Here is a 24,084-nt window from a genome sequence, read left to right on the forward strand (position 1 = left end):
AAGATAGCCCGATATTCTTTACAAGCGCATTGGCATAACAACATAGGCAGCCGACTGTGACGCCGCATCCTCAATCTGTACGCTGGATACGGAATCCGTCAGCATAATGCGCACGGTTTCGCACTTCAGCGCATTGAGCACGTCCAGCACGTAACTGACGTTAAAGCCGATTTCCATCTCCGTCCCGCCGTAGCTCACGTCCAGAATCTCTTCCGCTTCTTCCTGCTCCGGGTTATTGGCGGTGATTTTGAGCTGATTCTCACTGACGTACAGACGAACGCCGCGGAATTTCTCATTCGAGAGGATTGCCGCGCGGGCAAACGCCTGCTTGAGGATATCGCAGCCCGCTTCCAGATGTTTATCCGGATTCTTCGGCAGAACGCGACGGTAATCCGGGAAGCGCCCATCCACCAGCTTCGAGGTAAAGATAAAGTCGCCGACGTGCGCGCGGATATTATTACTGCCAATCTGCACGCGCAGCGGGTTTTCGCCGCCGTCGAGCATACGCATCAGTTCAATCACGCCTTTACGCGGCACAATCACCGAGTGGCTGGGTAAAGACGCTTCCAGCGGCATTGAGCACACCGCCAGGCGGTGGCCGTCGGTCGCGACAGTGCGCAGTTCGCTACCTTCCGTTTCAAACAGCATACCGTTTAAGTAGTAGCGCACATCCTGATGGGCCATCGAAAACTGGGTCGCTTCAATCAGGCGCTTCATCGTGGCCTGCGGCAGCGTAAATTCAACTTCGCTTTGCCAGTCGTCAAGATTCGGGAAATCGGCGGCAGGCAGCGTAGACAGCGAGAAGCGGCTACGGCCAGAACGCACCAGCATCCGATCGCCTTCCAACTGAACGGCAATCTCCGCGCCCTCCGGCAGGCCGCGGCAGATATCAAAGAATTTCCGCGCCGGCACGGTAGTGGCGCCCGGCTCATGCGGCTGAGAAAGCGTAACGCGCGCGACCATCTCCATTTCAAGATCGGTGCCGGTCAGAGAAAGCGTACCGTCCGCTACCTGGAGGAGCAGGTTACCGAGAATCGGCAGCGTAGGACGACCGCCCAGCGGGCCGCTGACCTGCTGAAGCGGTTTTAATAAATGTTCACGTTCAACGGTAAATTTCATAGGATCACGACGACAATGTTCTGATTAAATTCGAAAAATCTTCTTTGATATCGTGGCTTTCTTCACGCAGTTGCTCAATTTTACGACAGGCATGAAGTACGGTAGTGTGGTCGCGCCCGCCAAACGCATCGCCGATTTCCGGCAGACTGTGGTTGGTGAGCTCTTTTGCCAGCGCCATAGCCATCTGGCGCGGACGTGCTACCGAGCGAGATCGACGCTTAGAAAGCAGATCCGCAATTTTGATTTTGTAATACTCCGCCACCGTCTTCTGAATATTGTCGATGGTGACCAGTTTTTCCTGCAACGCCAGTAAATCGCGCAGCGCTTCGCGCACAAAGTCGATAGTAATCGCCCGGCCGGTAAAGTTGGCATTGGCAATCACCCGGTTCAGCGCACCTTCCAGTTCACGCACGTTAGAGCGTAGACGTTTGGCGATAAAGAACGCGACCTCGCCTGGCAGACGAATATCATTTTCGTCCGCTTTTTTCATCAGGATCGCCACGCGGGTTTCCAGTTCTGGCGGTTCGATCGCCACTGTTAGCCCCCAACCAAAGCGGGACTTGAGACGATCCTCAACGCCGTTGATCTCTTTCGGATAGCGATCCGACGTCAAAATGATCTGCTGATTGCCTTCCAGCAGAGCGTTAAAGGTGTGGAAAAACTCTTCCTGGGATCGTTCTTTATTGGCGAAGAATTGAATATCGTCGATCAGCAATGCGTCAACGGAGCGGTAGTAGCGTTTAAACTCTTCGATGGCGTTATTTTGCAGGGCTTTTACCATGTCCTGCACAAAGCGCTCGGAGTGCATATACACGACTTTCGCGTTGGGTTTGCGCGCCATAATGCCGTTCCCCACCGCGTGCAGCAGGTGAGTTTTACCCAGACCGGTGCCGCCATAGAGGAATAACGGGTTATAAGCGCCGCCAGGATTATCCGCCACCTGACGTGCCGCCGCGCGCGCCAGTTGGTTGGATTTACCTTCGACGAAGTTATCAAATGTATGTTTAACATTGACGTTGGAGCGGTAGGTCGGCTCCGCCGGCGCTGGTACGTTATCCCAGCCCGAACGGGCCGCAGGCGCTACGCGCTGCGGCTGCGCCGTCGTTGTCTGCGCGGGCGCGACAACGTTATGCACAGGCGTTTTTAGCGTTTGCGTAACGGGCTTTGTTCCCACTTCAAAACGCAGTTGTGGGGCATCCGCGCCGCAGAATGTGTTGAGTAATCCATTGATATTGTTGAGGTACTTATCTCTTACCCAATCGAGCACAAAACGGTTTGGCGCATACAAAGCCAGCGTGTTATCGCTCAGTTCCGCCTGCAACGGGCGTATCCACATACTGAATTCTGTGGCTGGTAACTCATCCTGCAATCGGGCAAGACACTGCTGCCAAAGCGAAAGTGACACGGCGGACTCCACTCGAACAAAAGTCGATAAATGACAAAGGCTGATACATTAATGATTGTTGGCGCACGTCGATAAGACCCTGCATGAAGGGTGACGCACGAACCGCTGTCTGCGGTTTTCACGGATCTTTCAAACGATCGCGACTTCACGCAGTCTGAAAGATTTCGTGTTCATGCCTGACCAGGATCGTTTGAAACGATCAGGACCGCGGATCATAGCCTAAACTGAGCAAGAGATCTTCTGTTTCTCACAGATTCTTCCCGATTTATCCACAGGACTTTCCAGGAAAGGATAAGTGTAATCGATCCAGGGGAACTCCTGTACGCTTTCGCGCGCATATTGAAAAAATTAATAGGTAAAGGTGAGCAGACGCCTAAAAGATCGCACAAAGATCCAGGGCGATCCTTGCGCTTTACCTGGCAGTACGTATAATTCTCCACCCGTCGCGCAATGCCCGTCATATGGCGTCAACGCTGCTTATTTTCCGCACAAAAAGGTGTGGAAAATCGCGGGAAAATAAGGAAAGAGAATTGACTCCGGAGTGTACAATTATTACAATCCGGCCTCTTTAATCACCCACACTGTGGCGTAAGTCGTTCAAAGTTTGTTCGGGTATACGCAAAAGTCAGTGAATTTATTCAAGTTTAGGTAGAAATCGCCATGAAACGCACTTTTCAACCGTCTGTACTGAAGCGCAACCGTTCTCACGGCTTCCGTGCTCGTATGGCTACTAAAAATGGTCGTCAGGTTCTGGCACGTCGTCGTGCTAAAGGCCGCGCTCGTCTGACCGTTTCCAAGTAATAAAGCTAACCCCTGAGTGGTTAAGCTCGCATTTCCCAGGGAGTTACGTTTGTTAACTCCCGCTCATTTCACATTCGTCTTCCAGCAACCTCAACGGGCTGGCACGCCGCAAATCACCATCCTCGGCCGCCTGAATTCGCTGGGGCATCCCCGTATCGGTCTTACCGTCGCCAAGAAAAACGTTCGACGTGCGCATGAACGCAACCGGATTAAACGTCTGACGCGTGAAAGCTTCCGTCTGCGCCAGCATGAACTTCCTGCAATGGATTTCGTGGTGGTGGCGAAAAAAGGGGTTGCCGACCTCGATAACCGTGCTCTCTCGGAAGCGTTGGAAAAATTATGGCGCCGCCACTGTCGCCTGGCTCGCGGGTCCTGATAGCCCTTATTCGGGTCTATCAACGCCTGATCAGTCCGCTGCTTGGGCCGCATTGTCGTTTCACGCCAACGTGCTCAAGCTACGGAATTGAGGCATTGCGCAGGTTTGGAGTGATAAAAGGCAGTTGGTTGACGGTGAAACGCGTATTAAAATGCCACCCTTTACACCCTGGTGGTGACGATCCCGTCCCGCCCGGACCATTTGATACCAGAGAACACTAACGATGGATTCGCAACGCAATCTTTTAGTCATCGCTTTGCTGTTCGTGTCTTTCATGATCTGGCAAGCCTGGGAGCAGGATAAAAATCCGCAACCTCAGACTCAACAGACCACGCAGACAACGACCACCGCAGCGGGTAGCGCCGCCGACCAGGGCGTACCAGCCAGTGGCCAGGGGAAAATGATTACGGTGAAAACCGATGTGCTTGATTTGACTATCAACACCCGTGGTGGTGATGTCGAGCAGGCCTTGCTCCCGGCTTACCCGAAAGAACTGGGTTCCAACGAACCGTTCCAGCTGCTGGAAACCACCCCGCAGTTTATCTATCAGGCGCAAAGCGGCCTGACAGGCCGCGACGGCCCGGATAACCCGGCGAACGGCCCGCGTCCGCTGTACAACGTCGAGAAAGATGCGTTTGTACTGGCCGACGGTCAGAACGAACTGCAGGTTCCGATGACTTATACTGACGCCGCAGGCAACACGTTTACCAAAACGTTTGTCTTTAAGCGTGGCGATTATGCGGTTAACGTGAACTATAGCGTGCAGAACACCGGCGAAAAACCGCTGGAAGTCTCCACCTTTGGTCAGTTAAAACAATCCGTCAACCTGCCTCCTCATCGCGACACCGGCAGCAGCAACTTTGCGCTGCATACGTTCCGCGGCGCAGCGTACTCCACGCCGGATGAGAAGTATGAGAAATACAAATTCGACACTATTGCCGATAACGAAAACCTCAACGTCAGCTCCAAAGGCGGTTGGGTGGCAATGTTGCAGCAGTATTTCGCTACCGCATGGATTCCGCGTAACGACGGCACCAACAATTTCTACACTGCCAATCTTGGTAACGGCATTGTCGCTATCGGCTATAAAGCGCAGCCGGTACTGGTACAGCCAGGCCAGACTGGCGCGATGACCAGCACCCTGTGGGTCGGCCCGGAAATTCAGGATAAAATGGCGGCTGTTGCACCGCACCTGGATTTGACCGTGGACTACGGTTGGTTGTGGTTCATCTCTCAGCCGCTGTTCAAGTTGCTGAAGTGGATCCACAGCTTTGTGGGCAACTGGGGCTTCTCCATTATCATCATTACCTTTATCGTTCGCGGTATCATGTACCCGCTGACCAAAGCGCAGTACACGTCAATGGCGAAGATGCGTATGCTGCAGCCGAAAATTCAGGCGATGCGCGAACGTCTTGGCGATGATAAACAGCGCCAAAGCCAGGAGATGATGGCCCTGTACAAAGCGGAGAAGGTTAACCCGCTGGGCGGCTGCTTCCCGCTGATCATCCAGATGCCTATCTTCCTGGCGTTGTACTACATGCTGATGGGTTCCATTGAACTGCGTCATGCGCCGTTCGCGCTGTGGATTCATGACCTGTCCGCACAGGACCCGTACTACATTCTGCCGATCCTGATGGGCGTAACGATGTTCTTCATTCAGAAGATGTCGCCGACCACCGTGACCGACCCGATGCAGCAGAAGATCATGACCTTTATGCCGGTCATCTTTACGGTGTTCTTCCTGTGGTTCCCGTCAGGTCTGGTGCTGTACTATATCGTCAGCAACCTGGTCACCATCATTCAGCAGCAGTTGATCTACCGTGGTCTGGAGAAGCGTGGCCTGCATAGCCGCGAGAAGAAAAAATCCTGACCGTAAGGCCGGATAAGGCGTTTATGCCGACGTCCGGCTAATCTAACGGATGGTCAGTCAAGCCCTGAAAAAAACCGCAACCTACACATTGCGGTTTTTTTACCACTCGAAATATGACCATCTTCTTCACTTCAGCCTGGCTGAACAAATATTATTGAATATTATTCTGACACGATGATATTTTCATCCATACGCGAAATTTAAATGAGCCAAAATAAGTATAGTTAATTTCTCGGTTGATTGCTGGCTATTAAAAACACTTAAACTACTTTGTTGTTAGAGCTTAAAACCCGTATACTTCTATTGCATGATAAAATCAGATGGCTCGCTCATCAATTTTATTGAATCCCTTACTAAAGAATACACTCTGCTACTCCATTTCTCAGGCAATTTCATTTCGTCCCTAAACATATTTTCGAAAATTCTATTTGAAACGGTGCTAACTATGTCGGCGGTTATTGTTTTTTTGACCTCGCGGTTAGTAGAGGTTTGATTAATAAAAATGTCCCAGCGTTCATCTTTATTTAACAATGTTAACACACAATGCTTTATTGAACTTTGTGCACAGGCACTATTTAACCGTAGGTCACACACACCTAAGTTATTTTTTACATGTTCAAAAATCCCCTCTTTTACTTGTTTTGATAATTTCACCTGTTTCTCGCCAAAATGAAGATCTATTGCTTTATTAACCATTGCCGAGAGATAGGTTTCTTTTTCTTCATCTTGCCACAACCTGAAATTATCACCTTTTTGTACTGAGGTAATGAAGTTCAACACATGCTGGTAAAAACCATTGAAATCTAAGTTAAATTCACCTGTTTCATACGATACTTTATAACAACCGTCTTTTAACCACAATATACTATCAGTGCTTGATTGAGATTCACTTTCTTGAAAGATTATGGATAACCCTGGCGTGCTTATTTCGCATTTCTGTTGAGAATGCGGCATTTGGCTGGTGTTAAAAATAAATGTTTTCCCAAGTATGGTATAATTACAAGATCCTTCACTCATTTCTATATACAGAAAAACATCCCCAGAGTTATCTTTAAGATACAAACTCCCCGTGCTCCCCGTGCTCCCCGTGCTCCCCGTGCTCCCCGTAAAAGAGCCTTCAAAATCATGAATAAATCTTTCCTGATATCCTGGTGAAGCTAGCTCTTTTAACCTAAAGAAACAAGATGTAACGTCTGTATCCTTTAAATCTGGTGTGGGATTACATAATTTATGTAAACAATTTAAAGCTTCTCTTTGCCCTGTACTAAAGAAAAAATCTTTTATGCACTCCCATATAGTCATATGTGGGAGCTCACCGGAAGAGAGCATTTTATTTATTGTTTCTCTGCTGATAGTAGCAGTGCAATATGAATGACCAACAGTAAGTCCCATATGTCCGTCCTGTGAGTTAATAAGAAAGAAATATTATTATATTTGCTATTCCGCCTGATGGTGATAAGCTTTTTACCTTATTTGTAGGCCTGTCGGTTCCCGGAAACAGACATAGTCTGGTAAAAAAGGAACGGTTGACGACCGCCTTTTTATTCGTATTTTACGAGACATATCATGAGCCATAACGACACTATTGTCGCCCAGGCTACCCCACCGGGACGCGGTGGCGTCGGTATCCTGCGTATTTCCGGTCTGAATGCTAAAGAGGTCGCTCAGGCGGTGCTGGGCAAGCTGCCGAAGCCGCGCTATGCCGACTACCTGCCGTTTAAAGACGTTGACGGCAGCGCGCTGGATCAGGGTATTGCGCTGTGGTTCCCCGGCCCGAACTCCTTCACCGGTGAAGATGTGCTGGAGCTACAAGGGCACGGCGGTCCGGTGATCCTGGACCTGCTGTTAAAACGTATCCTGACGCTTCCAGGCGTGCGAATTGCCCGACCGGGCGAGTTCTCCGAGCGAGCGTTCCTCAACGATAAGCTCGATTTAGCCCAGGCGGAAGCTATTGCCGACCTGATCGACGCCAGTTCCGAACAGGCGGCGCGTTCGGCGCTAAACTCGTTACAGGGGGCATTTTCCGCCCGCGTTAACCACCTTGTGGAAGCACTTACTCACCTGCGAATCTACGTCGAAGCGGCTATCGATTTTCCGGATGAGGAGATCGATTTTCTCTCTGACGGCAAAATTGAAGCGCAGCTCAATGGTGTCATTGCCGATCTTGACGCCGTGCGCACCGAAGCGCGCCAGGGCAGCCTGCTGCGCGAAGGAATGAAGGTAGTGATTGCCGGACGCCCGAATGCCGGGAAATCAAGCCTGCTGAATGCGCTGGCGGGCCGTGAAGCGGCCATTGTCACCGATATCGCCGGTACCACGCGCGACGTGTTGCGCGAGCATATTCACATCGACGGGATGCCGCTGCATATCATCGATACCGCCGGACTGCGCGACGCCAGCGACGAAGTTGAGCGTATCGGCATCGAACGCGCCTGGCAGGAGATTGAACAGGCCGATCGCGTGCTGTTTATGGTGGATGGCACCACGACGGACGCCGTTGACCCTGCCGACATCTGGCCGGACTTTATCGCCCGGCTGCCCAAAAATCTACCGATTACCGTGGTACGTAACAAGGCGGATATCACCGGCGAAACTCTGGGTATTAGTGAAGTAAATGGTCACTCACTGGTTCGCCTCTCGGCGCGTACCGGCGAAGGCGTCGACGTGTTGCGTAACCACCTCAAGCAGAGCATGGGGTTTGATACCAATATGGAAGGCGGCTTCCTGGCCCGCCGCCGTCACCTACAGGCGCTGGCGGAAGCCGCTGAACATCTTGAACAGGGCAAAGCACAGCTATTAGGCGCATGGGCGGGGGAACTGCTGGCGGAAGAGTTGCGCCTGGCGCAGCAAAGCTTAAGCGAGATTACCGGCGAATTTACTTCCGACGACCTGCTGGGACGGATTTTCTCCAGCTTCTGTATTGGTAAATAACGTTGTGTTGCCCGGTGGCGCAATGCTTACCGGGCCTACAGAATCCGTAGGCCGGATAAGGCGTTTATGCCGCCATCCGGCAGCAATGATTTCCCATGCGGAAATCACTGTTGTCCAAATGGCAACTCGTCTCGCGCAACGTCGCCCCGTATTCTTAGCGCCACACTTTTCGTGAGGCCGCTATGAAACGTTTTCTACTGTGTAGTTTTGTCCTGGTTTTACTCTATCCTGCCGGTATTGATATGTATCTGGTCGGTTTACCGCGTATAGCCGCCGATCTGAACGCCAGCGAGGCGCAGTTGCATATCGCCTTTTCCGTTTACCTGGCCGGAATGGCGACGGCCATGCTGTTTGCCGGGAAGATAGCCGACCAGTCAGGCCGCAAGCCGGTCGCGATCGTCTTTATGATGGCCTCACTGCTTTGTTCATGGGCGTCGAAAGGCTCGCTATTTCTGAGTGGGCGTTTTCTTCAGGGGGGTAGGAGCAGGCGGCTGCTATGTGGTGGCGTTCGCCATTCTGCGCGACACGCTCGACGAGCATCGCCGGGCGAAAGTGCTGTCATTATTGAATGGGGCAAGAAATGGGGCGCAAACGCCATATCGCGTTGAGCCTGCCGGGGTTCGAGCAGTCGCTCTTTATGGCCGCCCAGCCGGATCACACCCTGATAGCAACCGCGCCGCGCTATTGCCAGCACTACAATCAGCTCCACCAGCTACCGTTAGTGGCGCGCCCCCTGCCTTTTGATGCGCAACAGCGGGAAAAGCTGATGGTGCCGTTTACCCTATTATGGCACAAACGTAATAGTCATAATCCCAAGATTGTGTGGCTACAACAGGCTATCAACACGCTCTGCCGTCGCCTTATCTGACCACCTGCGTTGATAAATTAACCTTCCTCTTACCAGAAATGTCACCGTCTGATTAAAGAACCTTCTGAAATTGAATTTTTAGCGCGTAAAACCTGTCCATAATTTACGTTAATGTTACTCTCGTCATTATCACGGCCCATTAATCACGGAGCGAAAAATGGCGACTCACTTTGCCAGAGGGATACTTACGGAGGGACAGTTAGTTTCAATTCGTCTCTCTTCGTCTTGCCATATTGAAGCCAGAAACCTGCCTGCTCACCGACGAACGCGTTTTCTCGCCTCCAGAGGCCTTCTTGCCGAACTGATGTTTATGCTGTACGGAATTAGCGAGCTGCCGGAAATCATTATTCAGGCGAAAGGTAAGCCCGCGTTTCGTGACAAAAATCTGCCAGGTTTTTCTATCTCCTACGCCGGAAATATGGTTGGCGTGGCGTTGACCACCGAAGGAGAGTGCGGGCTGGATATGGAATTACAGCGCACCTCCCGCGGCTTTCACCATCCGCATTCGCTCGAACGCCACCCTTTCTCCCGTAATGAAAACTTATGGGTAGCCAATCAAAGCGATCCCAACGAAGCGCGAGCGCAACTCATTACATTGCGCCAGAGCGTGTTAAAACTCACCGGCGATGTCATGAATGACGATCCGCGAGAACTGCAACTTTTACCCGTTGCCGGACGCCTGAAGTGCGCGCATGTCACGCAGCTTGAAGCCGTGTGCGATGCGGAAGATGTGCTGGTATGGTCCGTAACCGTTACGCCAGCGATAGAAAAATTAAAAGTGTGGGAGTTCGATGGCAAACTGGGCTGGAAAAGCCTGCCCGATATCCAGACGCGCGCCAATGAGCCAACCGGTCGTCTGATGCGATTCGCCCAACTCCCCGCCGCCAAATCGTATACGCTTAATCGTTCATAATGAAAAAAGGGGCACGTATGTCTGAAACGCTGAATGTGGTTACATTGCTGGGAAGTTTACGCAAAGGTTCCTTTAACGGAATGGTGGCGCGTACGCTGCCTAAAGTCGCGCCGGCAGGAATGACGGTATCGCCGCTGCCTTCGATCGGGGATATTCCGCTGTATGACGCCGATATCCAGCAGGAAGAGGGATTTCCAGCCAGCGTAGAGGCGCTGGCGGAGCAGATTCGCAACGCTGACGGCGTCGTCATTGTGACGCCGGAATATAACTATTCCGTTCCCGGCGGCCTGAAGAATGCCATCGACTGGCTATCCCGTCTGCCTGAGCAGCCGCTGGCGGGTAAACCCGTTCTTATCCAGACCAGTTCAATGGGGGCGATTGGCGGCGCGCGCTGCCAGTATCATCTGCGCCAGATTCTGGTGTTCCTTGATGCGATGGTGATGAATAAACCGGAATTTATGGGCGGCGTGATTCAGAATAAAGTCGATCCGCAACTGGGCGAAGTGATTGAGCAGGGAACGTTAGATCATTTGACCGGTCAGTTGACCGCATTTGGCGAGTATATTCAGCGCGTTAAAGCGTAAGTTATTTAAAAACCCTCCCCCCGATGGGGCGAGGGTTCATTTCATCAGTGTGCGTCAATAAACACAATCTTCAGCACGAATAACAGCGCGACAATCACTACGCACGGGCTAAGGTCGCGCAGGCGACCGGTACCAATCTTCATCACGCAGTAAGAGATAAAGCCCAGCGCGATACCTTCGGTGATCGAGAAGCTAAACGGCATCATTACCGCCGTAATAAACGCCGGGACCGATTCGGTTAAATCCTGCCAGTTTACCCGCGCCAGGCTGGAGGTCATCAGCACGCCGACGTAAATCAGCGCGCCCGCCGCCGCGTAAGGCGGCACCATGCCCGCCAGCGGCGACAGGAAGATAACCAGCAGGAACAAAATACCGACCACCACCGCCGTCAGACCGGTACGACCGCCCACCGAAACGCCGGAAGAGGATTCAATATAAGCGGTCACAGAAGAGGTTCCGACAAATGCGCCAGTGACGGAAGAAATACTATCAACAAACAGCGCCTGCTTCATGCGCGGGAATTTGCCTTTCTCATCCGCCAGGCCGGCTTTATCGGTCACGCCAATCAGCGTACCGGAGGAGTCAAACAGGTTTACCAACATGAAAGAGAAAATAACCCCCGCCAGGCCAAGATTGAACGAACCTGCTAAATCGACATGCCCTACCACGCTGGTGACGCTTGGCGGTGCGGAGATAATGCCATTGTAGTGTACATCGCCCATCATCCAGCCAAGCAGCGTCGTGACGATGATGGACACCAGCACCGCCGCATGAATGTTGCGCGAAGCGAGAATCGCAATAATAAAGAATCCGAGAACCCCCAGCAGCACGCTGTGCGAGGTCAGGTTGCCGATGCTGACCAGCGTTTCCGGGTTAGCGACGATCACGCCGGCGTTTTTCAGCCCCATCATACCGATAAACAGGCCGATGCCGCTGGTGATGCCCACGCGCAGGCTGACCGGAATGTTGGCGATCATCCAGTAACGCACGCGGAAGATAGTCAGCAATAAAAGACCAACAGCGCCCCAGAAAATGGCGCCCATGCCTACCTGCCACGGCAGTCCCATTGCCTGCACAACCACGAAGGCAAAGAACGCATTCAGCCCCATCGCGGGCGCCAGCGCCACCGGCAGGTTAGCGAACAGGCCCATCAGAATACTGCCAAAGGCTGCAATCAGACAGGTGGTCACAAAGACGGCGCTGGTGTCCATGCCAGCTACGCCCAGAATTTGCGGGTTAACAAAAACGATATAAACCATCGTCAGGAAAGTGGTAAAACCGGCGATCACTTCGGTTCGTGCCGTCGTGCCATGTTCGCGCAGTTTAAACACGCGTTCCAGCATACCCTGACCAGAAGCCTGGGTGGTGTGTTGTTGACTCATTATCAATTTCCGGAGAAAGGAGGGAAAATTCGCCGTTATCCTATACCAAAATGCGACACCTGGCGCAGTTGTGTGGTAATTTTTTTCACTCAATTTGTTAGTACGGCAACGATTGCGTCCCCTCATTCAGCATTACGTAAACGTTAAACTTGTTAAAATGGAAATGACATGTCCCAAATCGAAGCGGTGTTTTTTGACTGTGACGGCACTCTGGTCGACAGTGAAGTGATTTGCTCGCGCGCCTATGTTGCTATGTTCCGGCAGTTCGGCATTACGCTTGAGCTCGCGGAAGTATTCAGACGCTTTAAAGGCGTAAAGCTCTACGAAATTATCGATACCATCAGTAAAGAGCATGGCGTTGCGCTGGCAAAGGCGGAGCTGGAACCCGTGTATCGCGCCGAGGTTGCGCGCCTGTTCGATACCGAACTGGAAGCGATCGCGGGCGCAAATACCCTGCTGGAGAGCATTAAGACGCCCATGTGCGTGGTATCCAACGGGCCGGTCAGTAAGATGCAGCATTCGCTGGGTAAACTGGGCATATTGCATCATTTTCCCGATTTGCTGTTTAGCGGTTACGATATTCAACGCTGGAAGCCCGATCCGGCGCTGATGCTCCATGCGGCGAACGCCATGAAGGTCAATGTTGAGAGGTGTATTCTGGTGGATGATTCCAGCGCAGGCGCGCAGTCAGGAATTGCGGCGGGAATGGAAGTGTTTTATTTCTGCGCCGATCCGCATAACAAGCCGATCGATCACCCTAACGTGACGACATTTACCGATTTGGCGCAGTTGCCGGGATTGTGGAAAGCGCGCGGGTGGGAGATTACGCGTTAACTGAAATGCCGGATGGCGCTGACGCTTATCCGGCCTACAGCATCTGTACCTGTAGGCCCGGTAAGCGCAGCGCCACCGGGCAAAAGAATGAGATTTACTCTTTCGGATCTTTCCCCGCCAGCAGCTTATCCAGCTCATCACCGCCCACGTGACGGAAGTCTTGCCCCTTCACGAAGTAGAAGATGTATTCGCAGATATTCTGGCAACGGTCACCGATACGCTCGATAGAACGCGCGCAGAATAACGCGGTCAGCACGCTGGGAATGGTGCGCGAGTCTTCCATCATGTAGGTCATCAGCTGACGCACGATGCCTTCATATTCCTGGTCAACTTTCTTGTCTTCACGGTAGATACGCACCGCTTCGTCGAGATCCATGCGCGCGAACGCATCCAGCACGTCGTGTAGCATCTGCACGGTGTGGCGGCCCAGCGACTCCAGGCTGACCAGCAGTGGCTGGTGCTGCTGGGAGAATTTCTCCAGCGCGGTGCGGCAGATTTTATCCGCCACGTCGCCAATGCGCTCCAGTTCGGCGATGGTTTTGATAATCGCCATCACCAGACGCAGATCGCTCGCCGTCGGCTGGCGCTTGGCGATAATACGCACGCAGGCTTCATCGATGGCGACTTCCATCATATTAACCTGATGGTCGCCTTCTACCACGCGCTTCGCCAGCTCGCTGTCCTGGTTGTGCATGGCGGTGATAGCGTCAGAAAGCTGCTGCTCCACCATGCCGCCCATGGTCATTACCTGAGTGCGGATGCTTTCCAGTTCGGCGTTGAACTGGCCGGAAATATGTTTATTAAGGTTCAGACTGTCCATTACGCACTCCTGAATTAACCGTAACGACCGGTGATATAGTCTTCTGTTTGTTTCTTCGCGGGCTTGGTGAACAGATCGTCCGTGTTGCTGAACTCAATCAACTCGCCCAGGTACATAAACGCCGTATGATCGGAACAACGTGCCGCCTGCTGCATGTTGTGGGTCACGATCACCACGGTGTAATCCTGTTTCAGCTCGGTGATCAGCTCTTCAATACGCCCGGTGGAGATCGGGTCCAGAGCTGAACATGGCTCATCCAGCAGCAACACTTCCGGGCGAATGGCGATACCGCGCGCAATGCACAGACGCTGCTGCTGACCACCGGAGAGAGAGTACCCGCTCTGGTGCAATTTATCTTTGGTTTCGTTCCATAATGCGGCTTTGGTCAACGCCCACTGCACGCGCTCGTCCATATCGGCGCGAGACAGCTTCTCAAACAGACGCACGCCAAAGGCGATATTGTCATAGATGGACATCGGGAACGGCGTTGGCTTCTGGAATACCATTCCCACTTTTGCGCGCAGCAGCGCGATATCCTGGGTGTTGGTGAGAATATTGTCGCCATCCAGCAGAATTTCACCTTCCGCGCGCTGCTCCGGATAAAGCGAATACATTTTATTGAAGGTACGCAGTAGCGTTGATTTACCGCAGCCGGATGGCCCGATAAATGCCGTTACCTGATTCTTCGCGATATCCAGATTAATGTTCTTCAGGGCATGGAATTTGCCGTAGTAGAAGTTCAAATCACGAACCTGAATCTTACTCGGGGCAGTTTCAACCATACTCATTTCACTCTTTTCCTCATCCAGCGCCGCATCCGCCACGCCGTAAAATAATGCCTGATGGCGCTACGCTTATCAGGCCTACAATGTCTTTAACCGTGTTTTTTCTTCGCGAAAACAACACGCGCCAGAATATTCAGCAGCAGTACGCACAGGGTAATAATCAGCACGCCCACCCAGGCTAATTGTTGCCATTCGGCAAACGGGCTCATCGCGAATTTAAAGATGGTCACCGGCAGGTTGGCGATCGGCTGCATCATGTCGGTGCTCCAGAACTGGTTGGAGAGCGCGGTAAACAACAATGGCGCCGTTTCGCCGGCGATACGCGCAATCGCCAGCAGAATACCGGTCATAATGCCGGAGATAGAGGCTTTCAGCGTAATCGCGGAGATCATCTTCCACTTCGGCGTACCCAGCGCATAAGCGGCTTCACGCAGGCTATCCGGCACCAGTTTGAGCATGTTCTCGGTGGTACGAATAACGATCGGCACCTGCAGCAGCGCCAGCGCAATCACCCCTGCCCAACCGGAGAAGTGCTGCATCTGCGCCACCACGATGGTGTAAACAAACAGCCCCACAACAATTGACGGCGCGGAAAGCAGAATGTCGTTAATAAAGCGAATGATTTCCGCCAGCCAGGATTTACGGCCATATTCCGCCAGATAGATCCCGGCCATAATCCCCAGCGGCGTACCCAATACGGTAGCCCAGAGAATCAACAATCCACTCCCCGCCAGGGCGTTCGCCAGCCCGCCGCCCGCCGTATTCGGCGGCGGCGTCATTTCGGTAAACAGCGCCAGCGACATCCCGTCGATACCACGAGTGATGGTCGCCATCAGGATCCACACCAGCCAGAACAGGCCGAAGATCATCGTGGCCATCGATAGCGTCAGCGCAATGCGGTTCTTCATGCGGCGGCGCGCCTGCATCTTGCGACGGGATTCCGCGAGCTGCGCGGTGTTCTGCATATCAAGCGTAGCCATTAACGTGCTCCCTCGTTCTTCGCCAGACGCATAATCATGAACTTAGACGCCGCCAGGACGATAAAGGTGATCACAAACAGGATCAGCCCCAGTTCCATCAACGCTGCCACGTGCAGACCCGATTCCGCCTCAGCGAATTCGTTCGCCAGCGCGGAAGTGATGCTGTTGCCCGGCATATACAGCGACGCGCTGTCGAGCTGGTAAGTGTTGCCGATGATAAAAGTGACCGCCATCGTTTCACCCAGAGCACGGCCCAGCCCCAGCATAATGCCGCCGATCACGCCATTTTTGGTGAACGGTAGCACGATGCGCCAGATAACTTCCCAGGTAGTACAGCCGATACCGTAAGCGGACTCTTTCATCATTACCGGCGTTTGCTCGAAGACGTCGCGCATAACCGCCGCAATGTAGGGGATGATCATGATGGCGAGGATGACGCCCGCCGCCAGAATGCCGATACCAAACGCCGGGCCGGAGAACAGCGCGCCGACAAACGGAATGTTGGAAAGAATATTGCCGACCGGCTCCTGGAAGTACGTCGCAAACAGCGGTGCGAAGATAAACAGCCCCCACATGCCGTACACGATACTGGGAATGGCCGCCAGCAGTTCAATGGCGATGCCGAGCGGACGCTTTAGCCAGCCTGGCGCCAGCTCGGTTAAAAACAGGGCAATGCCGAAACTGACCGGAACGGCGATCAGCAGTGCGATAAAGGAGGTCACCAGCGTGCCGTAAATGGGCACCAGCGCGCCGTAGATATCGTTTGGCGCGTCCCATTCCTTAGTCCAAAGAAATGAGAAACCAAATTTCTGAATACTTGGCCAGGAGGAGATGATCAATGAGACGATAATACCGCCCAACATCAATAGCACAATCAGCGCAGCCAGTTTCACCAGCGCGCTGAAAATCATGTCGCCTTTTTTACCCGGCGGGTTAAAAGCAGGCTTGGTTGCAGCCATAAATTACTCTTTCCATTAAACGCATTTTACGACGTTGCCCCTGCCGGATGGCGCTACGCTTATCCGGCCTACAACGTGGGCCTGCGGTCGAAACCGTAGGGCGGATAAGCGTAGCGCCATCCGCCAATTCGTTAATTAATACAGCGCCTTACCGTTGCTGTCTTTTATACTGGTCTTCCAGGCGGTACGAACCTGCTCAACAACGTTATCCGGCAGGCTGGCGTAGTCCAGATCATTCGCCTGCTTAGCGCCATTTTTGTAGGCCCAGTCGAAGAACTTCAGCACTTCAGCACCCTGCTCAGGTTTCTTCTGCGCTTTGTGGACCAGGATAAAGGTGGTGGAGGTGATTGGCCACACATCGTCACCTTTCTGGTTGGTCAGATCCTGCGCGAAGGTTTTGCTCCAGTCTGCGCCTTTCGCCGCATTAGAGAAGCTCTCTTCCGTCGGGCTTACCGGTTTACCGTCGGCAGAAACCAGTTTGGTGTAGGCCAGGTTGTTCTGCTTGGCATAAGCGTATTCAACGTAGCCAATAGCGCCTGGCAGACGCTGTACAAATGCCGCGATGCCGTCGTTACCTTTACCGCCCAGGCCGGTTGGCCAGTTCACGGTAGAACCCGCGCCCACTTTCGACTTCCACTCGTCGTTGACTTTCGCCAGGTAACTGGTGAACACGAAGGAGGTACCGGAACCGTCAGCGCGACGCACCACAGCGATGTTCTGAGAAGGCAGCTTCACGCCTGGGTTCAGTTTGGTGATGGCTTCATCATCCCACTTTTTGATTTTACCGAGGTAGATGTCACCCAGTGTTTTACCATCCAGCACCAGTTCGCCGGATTTGAGGCCTGGAATATTCACCGCCAGCACCACGCCGCCGATCACCGTCGGGAACTGGAACAGGCCTTCCTGATTCAGTTTTTCGTCAGACAGCGGCGCATCGGAAGCGCCGAAATCAACGGTATTCGCGGTGATTTGTTTCACGCCGCCGGAAGAGCCTATCCCCTGGTAATTGACTTTGTTACCGGTTTCTTTCTGGTAGGTATCCGCCCATTTGGCATACACCGGCGCAGGAAACGTTGCACCGGCACCTGTCAGGCTTGCTGCTGCAAAGGCAGAGAACGCGCTCATCGATAAGGTCGCGGCGACAACAGTTGCGACAGTGGTACGCATAACTTTCATAATGTCTCCTGCACGGTTTCGGTAAATCATTGTTTGAGTTGCTACGATGAGCAAAATAGGACAAATTGATGACAGTTATATGTCTTGATTATGACGGTTTGATGACAATGGAAATAAAAAAGCTGGCCCGGGGAGACACCAGACCAGCCTGCAGGGGGAGATGAATTAAACTGTTTGCGCAACCGCAGACGGTTTCAACAACGCGTACATCAGGCCGCAGGCAATAGTGCCCAGGGCAATCGAGAGCAGGTACTGCATCACATGTTCTACCGCATGCGGGATCGCCAGGACAAAGAGACCGCCGTGTGGCGCCATCAACGTACAACCGAAATACATGGACAGTCCCCCGGCGATTGCGCCACCGACCATCGTGGAAGGGATGACGCGCATCGGGTCACGCGCGGCGAAGGGAATCGCCCCTTCAGAGATAAAGCACAGCCCCAGGATAAAAGATGCATTACCCGCTTCATGCTCAGCGGCATTGAATTTCGCTCTGGCCGCCCAGGTTGCGACGCCCATTCCTAATGCCGGAACCATCCCTGCCGCCATAATGGCCGCCATTGGCATATAAGAATGAGAAGCCAGTAAACCAACGCCGAAGGTATACGCAGCTTTATTCACCGGCCCGCCAAGGTCAAAACCTTGCATTGCGCCCAGCAACATTCCCAGCAAGATCGCATTCGTAGAGGTCATATTCCCCAGGAACGTCGTCAGCCCCTCCATCACCGCAGAAACGGGGCCACCCACCACGTAAATCATGATAAGGCCGGTAATCAGCGTAGACAGTAGCGGCAGAACCAGCACAGGTTTAAGCGCTTCCATCGACGCCGGCAGCTTAATATTTTGCGCCAGAAACCGTACGCTGTAACCGGCCAGAAAACCGGCCACAATCCCACCCAGGAAACCAGCGCCGCACAGGCTGGCCAACATCCCGCCAATAAGCCCCGGGGCCAGACCCGGACGATCGGCAATTGAGAAGGCAATAAACCCAGCCAGTACCGGCACCATCAGCGCAAAGGCCGCCTTACCGCCGATTTGAAATAACGCAGCCGCCAGCGTGTCCGGCTCGTTGAAGGCCTGGATACCGAAGACAAAAGAGAGCGCGATACACAATCCTCCCGCAACCACCAGGGGAAGCATATGGGATACGCCGGTCATTAAATGCTTATAAACGCCGGGTAGCTCTGTTTTACCAGCTGAAGAAGAGCGCCCGGCACTCCCCTGATAGACCTCGGCGCTATTGAAAGCATTATCCATTTCCTGCGCACTCTTTTTTAGCGCCGCGCCGGTACTGGTGCGATAGAGTCTTTTGCCAACAAAGCCTGACAGATCCAGTTCAATATCCGCCGCGATAATCACCACATCCGCTTGCGCTATCTCTTCCGCGGTCAGCGTGTTCTTCGCCCCGACGGAACCGCGGGTTTCAACCTTGATCCAGTCACCACGCTTGCGGGCTTCAATTTCCAACGCTTCTGCCGCCATAAAGGTATGGGCGACGCCCGTCGGACAGGCCGTCACAGCAACAATTTTTTTAGTCATAGTAGGGTACCCTGTTCTTTTAATTTAAAGAAAAAGCGGGAAAAAATGTTACAGACGTGACCAGGCCGCTGCTTTCTGGAACAGCGCGTCATCCGGGCGAATCCCGGTATAAAGGACAAATTGCTCCACGGCCTGAATAGCAAACACTTCGGAACCGGTAATCACGGTTTTACCGCGTTCACGGGCGTAGCGGATTAGCGGCGTGACGGGCGGTAGCGCCACCACATCAAAGATAACGCTCGCCTTATCCACTTCCTGTTCGGAATAAGAGAGTTTGTCGGCATCATTACCGCCAGCCATTCCGATAGGCGTGGCGTTAATTAACAAATCGGCTTCAATACCGTCGGTATCCGGGCGCCATTCATAGCCATAGAGTTCGGCCAATTGTTTACCTGACGCTTCATCAATCGCGACAATATAACCACGGGTAAACCCCGCATCTTTCAGCGCGCAGGCCACCGCCTTTGCCATACCACCGCTGCCACGCAAAGCAAACACCAGGTCGGGAGAGACCTTGTAATTCGCCAGCAAGCGAGCTATTGCAATGTAATCCGTGTTGTACGCCTTCAGATGGCCATTGGTATTCACAATGGTATTAACTGAGTGAATGGCCTGAGCAGAAGCATCCAGTTCATCCACCAGCGGAATGCAGGCTTCTTTAAACGGCATAGAGATCGCGCACCCACGGATCCCCAGACCGCGCACGCCGCTAATGGCCTGCGTAAGATCGGTCGGCGAGAAAGCTTTGTAGAGATAATTGAGATCCAGCGCTTCGTACAGATAGTTGTGAAAGCGTGTACCGAAGTTACTTGGGCGTGCCGCCAGGGACATGCAGACCTGAGTATCTTTATTAATGCGCTTTGTCATGATGAATCCTCATAGAAGTTGCGATAGAGAAAATCATCGGCTAAAAAGGGGATATTAAAAATTGCTCATTCCCGTTCGGGAAATTTCACCTTTTATGACAACCCGGCACACTGAACAAAAATACTTAAAGCTACTCCAGCACTATGGCGACAAGCCTGTTAGCGTGACATTACAGGAGCTGGCGGATGTGTTGTTCTGCACCCGGCGGCATATGCGTAATCTGTTGCTTCAGATGCAGGAGGCAAAGTGGCTCATCTGGCAATCACAGGCCGGACGTGGGCATCGCGCCCGGCTTCACCTGCGCTATAAACCAGAACAGCTATTAAGCGAAAAGGCGGAGCAGTTACTGGAGTCTGGTCATGTTGATCAGGCCATTCAACTGCTGGGTAAAAATAAGCACCAGGTGGCGCAACTGCTGCGCTCAAAACTGGGCTATAGCGTGCGGGCGGACTATCAGCGGCTGTGCATCCCCTATTACCGGACAATGCCGTCGCTGTGCCCCGGCATACCGTTGCGTCGCTCTGAGCAGCATCTGGTCAGGCAGATTTTTAGCGGCCTGACGCGCATAAATGAGGAAAAAGGTGAAGTCGAAGCCGATCTTGCCCACCACTGGCGGCAGATTGATCCACTGCGCTGGCGTTTTTATCTGCGCCCCGCCGTCCTCTGGCATGATGGCCAGGAGCTGACGATCGACGCGGTTATCGCTTCACTGACCCGTAGCGCTAAGCTGCCGCTGTTCTCGCACTTGCAGACTATTCAGGCCACCGGGCCGCTGAGCCTTGAAATTACGCTGGTGCATCCGGATAACCGACTGCCGCTACTACTCAGCCATATTGATGCCATGATCCTACCGCCTGACCATACACAACGCGCTGATTTCCCGGCACATCCTGTGGGGACTGGCCCTTATGAGGTGGTGGAAAACAATGGCTTTCATCTGCAAATGAAGGCCTTTTACCACTATTTCGGTCTGCGCGGGCTGCTGGATGAAGTGGAGGTCTTTATCTGGCCGAATTTAACGGAGACAGACAACCTGGCGGAATCGCTGTCGGATAACGACACGGCAGCCTGGCTCAGTTCCAGCCTGAGCGATGAGGATTACGTTTCCGAACGGCTTAGCCAGGTAGCGGGCAAACCTTCTGACAACCTGCGCGAGATGTTTCTTGAGCGTGGAGGCTATTTTTTATTATGCGACAGCCGCTCCCCGCACTGGCATACCGCCGAACATCGCCGCTGGCTGCGGGAAACACTCAGCCCTTACGCCTTACTCCAGCATCTGAGTGAGGCAATTCGCCCCTTCTGGGTACCGGGCGGCAGCCTGCTGTCCTCCTGGTTTCATACTATTGAAGCGGGCCCGGCCTGTTCACCTTTTATCTCGTCGTCGCCCTACGCGAAACTGCGTCTGGCCTATCACGATCAGCACCCTGAATTTCCAATGCTCCTGGATATCATGCAAGAGATCATGCGCCAGCAGGGCATTTTACTTGAGGGCGTTGCACTGAATTATGATGACTGGGCAAGCGGCAAGGCCGAGGTTGATCTCTGGCTGGGGACGGTCAATTTCCCCGTTCCCGAAGAGTGGAACGTCGGTACATGGCTACTGGGCTCCCCTTTACTGCGCCACGCCATCAGCGGTGGGGATGATGCGCTGCTGGCCCAATGGGAAACCCAGTGGCATGCCGAAACAATCAGCGCGGAACAACTGGTCAGGGAAACCACCCGTTCAGGCTGGCTACAACCGCTTTTTCACCACTGGATGCGACTCAAAGGCCCCGACCGGGCCAGGGGGATCCACCTGAATAACCTGGGGTGGTTTGATTTCCGATCCACCTGGATTGAACCAGGGCCTTAAAGAAGAGAATGTGACCGGGTGCCCGTAGCGCAGGCAGGCGTAGCACCTCTTAGTCGCTCTTCAGCCACCATAGAGAAAGAACAGCGCCTGTCACGGCGCACAAAAAAAGGCCGTCTGTCGACGGCCTTCTGCCTGGTTCTACATTTGACTTACTCTACCGTCACTGATTTCGCCAGGTTACGCGGCTGGTCAACGTCGGTGCCTTTAATCAGCGCCACGTGATACGCCAGCAGTTGCAGCGGAACGGTATAGAAGATAGGCGCGATCACCTCTTCCACATGCGGCATCTCGATGATGTGCATGTTGTCACTGCTCACAAAACCCGCATCCTGGTCGGCGAAGACGTACAACTGACCGCCACGTGCGCGAACTTCTTCGATGTTGGATTTCAGTTTCTCCAGCAGTTCGTTGTTCGGTGCCACCACAATCACCGGCATGTCGGCGTCAATCAGCGCCAGCGGACCGTGTTTCAGCTCGCCTGCAGCATAGGCTTCCGCGTGAATGTAAGAGATTTCTTTCAGCTTCAGCGCGCCTTCGAGCGCAATCGGATATTGATCGCCACGCCCCAGGAACAGCGCATGGTGTTTGTCAGAGAAATCTTCCGCCAGGGCTTCGATACGTTTGTCCTGCGACAGCATCTGCTCAATACGGCTCGGCAGCGCCTGTAGGCCATGAACGATATCATGCTCAATGGACGCATCCAGACCTTTCAGACGCGCCAGTTTCGCCACCAGCATCAACAGCACGGTTAACTGGGTGGTAAAGGCTTTGGTAGATGCTACGCCAATTTCCGTACCCGCGTTGGTCATCAGCGCCAGATCGGATTCACGCACCAGCGAAGAGCCCGGCACGTTACAAATTGCCAGAGAGCCCAAATATCCCAGCTCTTTCGACAGACGCAGGCCAGCCAGGGTATCTGCGGTTTCGCCAGACTGTGACAGGGTGATCATCAAGCTGTTACGGCGCACGGCAGATTTGCGATAACGGAATTCAGAGGCGATTTCAACGTCGCACGGAATACCTGCCAGCGATTCAAACCAGTAACGGGAAACCATACCGGAGTTGTAAGACGTACCGCAGGCGAGGATCTGAATATGCTCAACCTTCGACAGCAGTTCGTCGGCGTTCGGTCCCAGCTCGCTTAAATCCACCTGACCGTGGCTGATGCGCCCGGTAAGGGTGTTTTTAATCGCGTTCGGCTGTTCGTAGATCTCTTTCTGCATGTAGTGGCGGTAAATACCTTTATCGCCCGCGTCATATTGCAGATTGGATTCGATATCCTGACGTTTTACTTCCGCGCCGGTGTTATCGAAGATATTTACCGAACGGCGAGTGATTTCAGCGATATCGCCCTCTTCAAGGAAGATAAAGCGACGAGTCACTGGCAACAGCGCCAGCTGGTCAGAAGCGATAAAGTTTTCGCCCATACCCAGGCCAATCACCAGCGGGCTACCAGAACGTGCAGCCAGTAGGGTATCCGGGTGACGGGTATCCATGATCACTGTACCGTACGCACCACGCAGTTGCGGGATAGCACGCAGAACAGCCTCACGCAGAGTACCGCCCTGTTTCAGTTCCCAGTTTACCAGGTGTGCAATCACTTCGGTGTCGGTTTCAGAAACGAAGGTATAGCCACGCGCTTTTAACGCTTCACGCAGCGGTTCATGGTTTTCGATGATGCCGTTATGCACCACCACAATGTGTTCAGAAACATGCGGATGCGCGTTAGCTTCTGAAGGTTCGCCGTGCGTCGCCCAGCGAGTGTGAGCAATACCGGTGCCGCCATGCAGCGGATGTTCTTCCGCGGCCTGAGACAGCATTTGTACTTTACCGAGGCGACGCAGGCGGGTCATATGACCTTCTGCATCAACCACGGCCAGACCGGCAGAGTCATATCCGCGGTATTCCAGACGACGTAAACCTTCAAGAAGGATTTCAGCTACATCACGCTGCGCGATAGCGCCAACAATTCCACACATAGTTTTATTTCCTGATTATGGCATTACGCCATGCGTTGTCGCTG

Annotated in this window: 21 protein-coding genes and 2 pseudogenes; 11 read left to right on the top strand and 12 right to left on the bottom strand. The window is 53.2% G+C overall.

The features are described from left to right. Window positions 1–18 precede the first annotated feature (18 nt). The gene (gene dnaN, locus ACLD11_RS17150) at window positions 19–1,119 is read right to left on the bottom strand and encodes a DNA polymerase III subunit beta (protein ID WP_000673474.1); all 1,101 of its coding nucleotides are present in this window, start codon (window positions 1,117–1,119) and stop codon (window positions 19–21) included. Window positions 1,120–1,123: 4 nt separating this feature from the next. Beyond that, window positions 1,124–2,524, bottom strand: coding sequence for a chromosomal replication initiator protein DnaA (gene dnaA, locus ACLD11_RS17155; protein WP_000059093.1), 1,401 nt, complete (start codon window positions 2,522–2,524; stop codon window positions 1,124–1,126). A gap of 660 nt (window positions 2,525–3,184) precedes the next feature. Between dnaA and rpmH the strand changes: the two genes are divergently transcribed. The 4 genes from rpmH to yidC are packed head-to-tail and all read left to right on the top strand — an operon-like array spanning window position 3,185 to window position 5,571. Beyond that, window positions 3,185–3,325 carry a 50S ribosomal protein L34 gene (gene rpmH / locus ACLD11_RS17160; RefSeq protein WP_000831330.1) on the top strand — a complete coding sequence of 47 codons (141 nt, stop codon included), beginning with the start codon at window positions 3,185–3,187 and terminating at the stop codon, window positions 3,323–3,325. 16 nt (window positions 3,326–3,341) lie between these two features. After that, a complete protein-coding gene (gene rnpA / locus ACLD11_RS17165; RefSeq protein ID WP_000239725.1) occupies window positions 3,342–3,701 on the top strand; it encodes a ribonuclease P protein component in 360 nt (119 codons plus the stop codon). After that, the gene (gene yidD / locus ACLD11_RS17170) at window positions 3,665–3,922 is read left to right on the top strand and encodes a membrane protein insertion efficiency factor YidD (RefSeq protein ID WP_001307474.1); all 258 of its coding nucleotides are present in this window, start codon (window positions 3,665–3,667) and stop codon (window positions 3,920–3,922) included. The genes rnpA and yidD overlap by 37 nt, the downstream gene beginning before the upstream one ends. Before the next feature lie 2 nt (window positions 3,923–3,924). Then, the gene (gene yidC / locus ACLD11_RS17175) at window positions 3,925–5,571 is read left to right on the top strand and encodes a membrane protein insertase YidC (protein ID WP_000378278.1); all 1,647 of its coding nucleotides are present in this window, start codon (window positions 3,925–3,927) and stop codon (window positions 5,569–5,571) included. 300 nt (window positions 5,572–5,871) lie between these two features. Here the strand turns inward: yidC and ACLD11_RS17180 are convergent, their stop codons facing one another. Next, the gene (locus ACLD11_RS17180; RefSeq protein ID WP_411015151.1) at window positions 5,872–6,963 is read right to left on the bottom strand and encodes a hypothetical protein; all 1,092 of its coding nucleotides are present in this window, start codon (window positions 6,961–6,963) and stop codon (window positions 5,872–5,874) included. A 174-nt stretch (window positions 6,964–7,137) separates the two neighbouring features. Here ACLD11_RS17180 and mnmE point away from each other — a divergent pair, with 174 nt between their 5' ends. The 5 genes and pseudogenes from mnmE (at window position 7,138) to ACLD11_RS17205 (ending at window position 10,867) form a co-directional block, all read left to right on the top strand. Next, complete coding sequence (gene mnmE, locus ACLD11_RS17185; RefSeq protein ID WP_411015152.1) at window positions 7,138–8,502, top strand: tRNA uridine-5-carboxymethylaminomethyl(34) synthesis GTPase MnmE; 1,365 nt, start codon at window positions 7,138–7,140, stop codon at window positions 8,500–8,502. A gap of 182 nt (window positions 8,503–8,684) precedes the next feature. Next, window positions 8,685–9,075, top strand: a pseudogene (locus ACLD11_RS17190) (MFS transporter); the annotation flags it as partial. Window position 9,076: 1 nt separating this feature from the next. Continuing rightward, window positions 9,077–9,370: pseudogene (locus tag ACLD11_RS17195) on the top strand (DNA-binding transcriptional regulator); the annotation flags it as partial. Between the two features lie 157 nt (window positions 9,371–9,527). Next, the gene (locus tag ACLD11_RS17200) at window positions 9,528–10,283 is read left to right on the top strand and encodes a 4'-phosphopantetheinyl transferase family protein (protein WP_024157381.1); all 756 of its coding nucleotides are present in this window, start codon (window positions 9,528–9,530) and stop codon (window positions 10,281–10,283) included. Next, the gene (locus tag ACLD11_RS17205) at window positions 10,283–10,867 is read left to right on the top strand and encodes an NADPH-dependent FMN reductase (RefSeq protein WP_001608976.1); all 585 of its coding nucleotides are present in this window, start codon (window positions 10,283–10,285) and stop codon (window positions 10,865–10,867) included. The genes ACLD11_RS17200 and ACLD11_RS17205 overlap by 1 nt, the downstream gene beginning before the upstream one ends. A 44-nt stretch (window positions 10,868–10,911) precedes the next feature. On the opposite strand, the gene adeP is transcribed toward ACLD11_RS17205, so the two are convergent. Then, entirely contained in the window at window positions 10,912–12,249 is a 1,338-nt protein-coding gene (adeP, locus tag ACLD11_RS17210) for an adenine permease AdeP (RefSeq protein WP_411015153.1), read from the bottom strand. A 168-nt stretch (window positions 12,250–12,417) separates the two neighbouring features. Here adeP and yieH point away from each other — a divergent pair, with 168 nt between their 5' ends. Next, the gene (yieH, locus tag ACLD11_RS17215; protein WP_411015154.1) at window positions 12,418–13,083 is read left to right on the top strand and encodes a 6-phosphogluconate phosphatase; all 666 of its coding nucleotides are present in this window, start codon (window positions 12,418–12,420) and stop codon (window positions 13,081–13,083) included. A 94-nt stretch (window positions 13,084–13,177) separates the two neighbouring features. Here the strand turns inward: yieH and phoU are convergent, their stop codons facing one another. From phoU to ACLD11_RS17250, 7 genes are all read right to left on the bottom strand, one after another. After that, the gene (gene phoU / locus ACLD11_RS17220; RefSeq protein ID WP_000377800.1) at window positions 13,178–13,903 is read right to left on the bottom strand and encodes a phosphate signaling complex protein PhoU; all 726 of its coding nucleotides are present in this window, start codon (window positions 13,901–13,903) and stop codon (window positions 13,178–13,180) included. 14 nt (window positions 13,904–13,917) lie between these two features. Continuing rightward, entirely contained in the window at window positions 13,918–14,691 is a 774-nt protein-coding gene (pstB, locus tag ACLD11_RS17225; protein WP_000063118.1) for a phosphate ABC transporter ATP-binding protein PstB, read from the bottom strand. A gap of 86 nt (window positions 14,692–14,777) precedes the next feature. Beyond that, window positions 14,778–15,668: a phosphate ABC transporter permease PstA gene (gene pstA / locus ACLD11_RS17230; RefSeq protein ID WP_411015155.1), complete on the bottom strand. Its 891-nt coding sequence runs from the start codon at window positions 15,666–15,668 to the stop codon at window positions 14,778–14,780. Then, window positions 15,668–16,627 (bottom strand): phosphate ABC transporter permease PstC, encoded by a 960-nt coding sequence (pstC, locus tag ACLD11_RS17235; RefSeq protein WP_000741630.1) that lies wholly within the window; start codon window positions 16,625–16,627, stop codon window positions 15,668–15,670. Before pstC ends, pstA begins: the two co-directional genes overlap by 1 nt. Before the next feature lie 135 nt (window positions 16,628–16,762). Further along, window positions 16,763–17,803, bottom strand: a complete 1,041-nt coding sequence (pstS, locus tag ACLD11_RS17240; RefSeq protein ID WP_000867131.1) for a phosphate ABC transporter substrate-binding protein PstS — start codon at window positions 17,801–17,803, stop codon at window positions 16,763–16,765. 165 nt (window positions 17,804–17,968) lie between these two features. Next, window positions 17,969–19,342: a fructose-specific PTS transporter subunit EIIC gene (locus ACLD11_RS17245; protein WP_001542435.1), complete on the bottom strand. Its 1,374-nt coding sequence runs from the start codon at window positions 19,340–19,342 to the stop codon at window positions 17,969–17,971. Window positions 19,343–19,390: 48 nt separating this feature from the next. Continuing rightward, complete coding sequence (locus ACLD11_RS17250) at window positions 19,391–20,209, bottom strand: shikimate 5-dehydrogenase (RefSeq protein WP_000166709.1); 819 nt, start codon at window positions 20,207–20,209, stop codon at window positions 19,391–19,393. A gap of 94 nt (window positions 20,210–20,303) precedes the next feature. Between ACLD11_RS17250 and ACLD11_RS17255 the strand changes: the two genes are divergently transcribed. Continuing rightward, the gene (locus ACLD11_RS17255; protein WP_411015157.1) at window positions 20,304–22,061 is read left to right on the top strand and encodes an SgrR family transcriptional regulator; all 1,758 of its coding nucleotides are present in this window, start codon (window positions 20,304–20,306) and stop codon (window positions 22,059–22,061) included. Window positions 22,062–22,210: 149 nt separating this feature from the next. Here ACLD11_RS17255 and glmS read toward each other — a convergent pair whose 3' ends face one another. Further along, window positions 22,211–24,040: a glutamine--fructose-6-phosphate transaminase (isomerizing) gene (glmS, locus tag ACLD11_RS17260; RefSeq protein WP_411012025.1), complete on the bottom strand. Its 1,830-nt coding sequence runs from the start codon at window positions 24,038–24,040 to the stop codon at window positions 22,211–22,213. Window positions 24,041–24,084 lie beyond the last annotated feature (44 nt).

The organism is Salmonella sp. 741265116_PST, assembly GCF_046567715.1.
In the GTDB taxonomy this organism is placed as follows: domain Bacteria; phylum Pseudomonadota; class Gammaproteobacteria; order Enterobacterales; family Enterobacteriaceae; genus Salmonella; species Salmonella enterica.

What these genes read in the sequence shown, in the direction of transcription:
- ACLD11_RS17250 (WP_000166709.1), bottom strand. Translation starts at nt 20,209, where the DNA reads ATGACAAAGCGCATTAATAAAGATACTCAGGTCTGCATGTCCCTGGCG.
- pstC (WP_000741630.1), bottom strand. Translation starts at nt 16,627, where the DNA reads ATGGCTGCAACCAAGCCTGCTTTTAACCCGCCGGGTAAAAAAGGCGAC.
- mnmE (WP_411015152.1), top strand. Translation starts at nt 7,138, where the DNA reads ATGAGCCATAACGACACTATTGTCGCCCAGGCTACCCCACCGGGACGC.
- dnaN (WP_000673474.1), bottom strand. Translation starts at nt 1,119, where the DNA reads ATGAAATTTACCGTTGAACGTGAACATTTATTAAAACCGCTTCAGCAG.
- adeP (WP_411015153.1), bottom strand. Translation starts at nt 12,249, where the DNA reads ATGAGTCAACAACACACCACCCAGGCTTCTGGTCAGGGTATGCTGGAA.
- ACLD11_RS17245 (WP_001542435.1), bottom strand. Translation starts at nt 19,342, where the DNA reads ATGACTAAAAAAATTGTTGCTGTGACGGCCTGTCCGACGGGCGTCGCC.
- yidD (WP_001307474.1), top strand. Translation starts at nt 3,665, where the DNA reads ATGGCGCCGCCACTGTCGCCTGGCTCGCGGGTCCTGATAGCCCTTATT.
- ACLD11_RS17200 (WP_024157381.1), top strand. Translation starts at nt 9,528, where the DNA reads ATGGCGACTCACTTTGCCAGAGGGATACTTACGGAGGGACAGTTAGTT.
- pstS (WP_000867131.1), bottom strand. Translation starts at nt 17,803, where the DNA reads ATGAAAGTTATGCGTACCACTGTCGCAACTGTTGTCGCCGCGACCTTA.
- phoU (WP_000377800.1), bottom strand. Translation starts at nt 13,903, where the DNA reads ATGGACAGTCTGAACCTTAATAAACATATTTCCGGCCAGTTCAACGCC.
- ACLD11_RS17180 (WP_411015151.1), bottom strand. Translation starts at nt 6,963, where the DNA reads ATGGGACTTACTGTTGGTCATTCATATTGCACTGCTACTATCAGCAGA.
- pstB (WP_000063118.1), bottom strand. Translation starts at nt 14,691, where the DNA reads ATGAGTATGGTTGAAACTGCCCCGAGTAAGATTCAGGTTCGTGATTTG.
- ACLD11_RS17205 (WP_001608976.1), top strand. Translation starts at nt 10,283, where the DNA reads ATGAAAAAAGGGGCACGTATGTCTGAAACGCTGAATGTGGTTACATTG.
- yidC (WP_000378278.1), top strand. Translation starts at nt 3,925, where the DNA reads ATGGATTCGCAACGCAATCTTTTAGTCATCGCTTTGCTGTTCGTGTCT.
- yieH (WP_411015154.1), top strand. Translation starts at nt 12,418, where the DNA reads ATGTCCCAAATCGAAGCGGTGTTTTTTGACTGTGACGGCACTCTGGTC.
- pstA (WP_411015155.1), bottom strand. Translation starts at nt 15,668, where the DNA reads ATGGCTACGCTTGATATGCAGAACACCGCGCAGCTCGCGGAATCCCGT.
- rpmH (WP_000831330.1), top strand. Translation starts at nt 3,185, where the DNA reads ATGAAACGCACTTTTCAACCGTCTGTACTGAAGCGCAACCGTTCTCAC.
- glmS (WP_411012025.1), bottom strand. Translation starts at nt 24,040, where the DNA reads ATGTGTGGAATTGTTGGCGCTATCGCGCAGCGTGATGTAGCTGAAATC.
- ACLD11_RS17255 (WP_411015157.1), top strand. Translation starts at nt 20,304, where the DNA reads ATGACAACCCGGCACACTGAACAAAAATACTTAAAGCTACTCCAGCAC.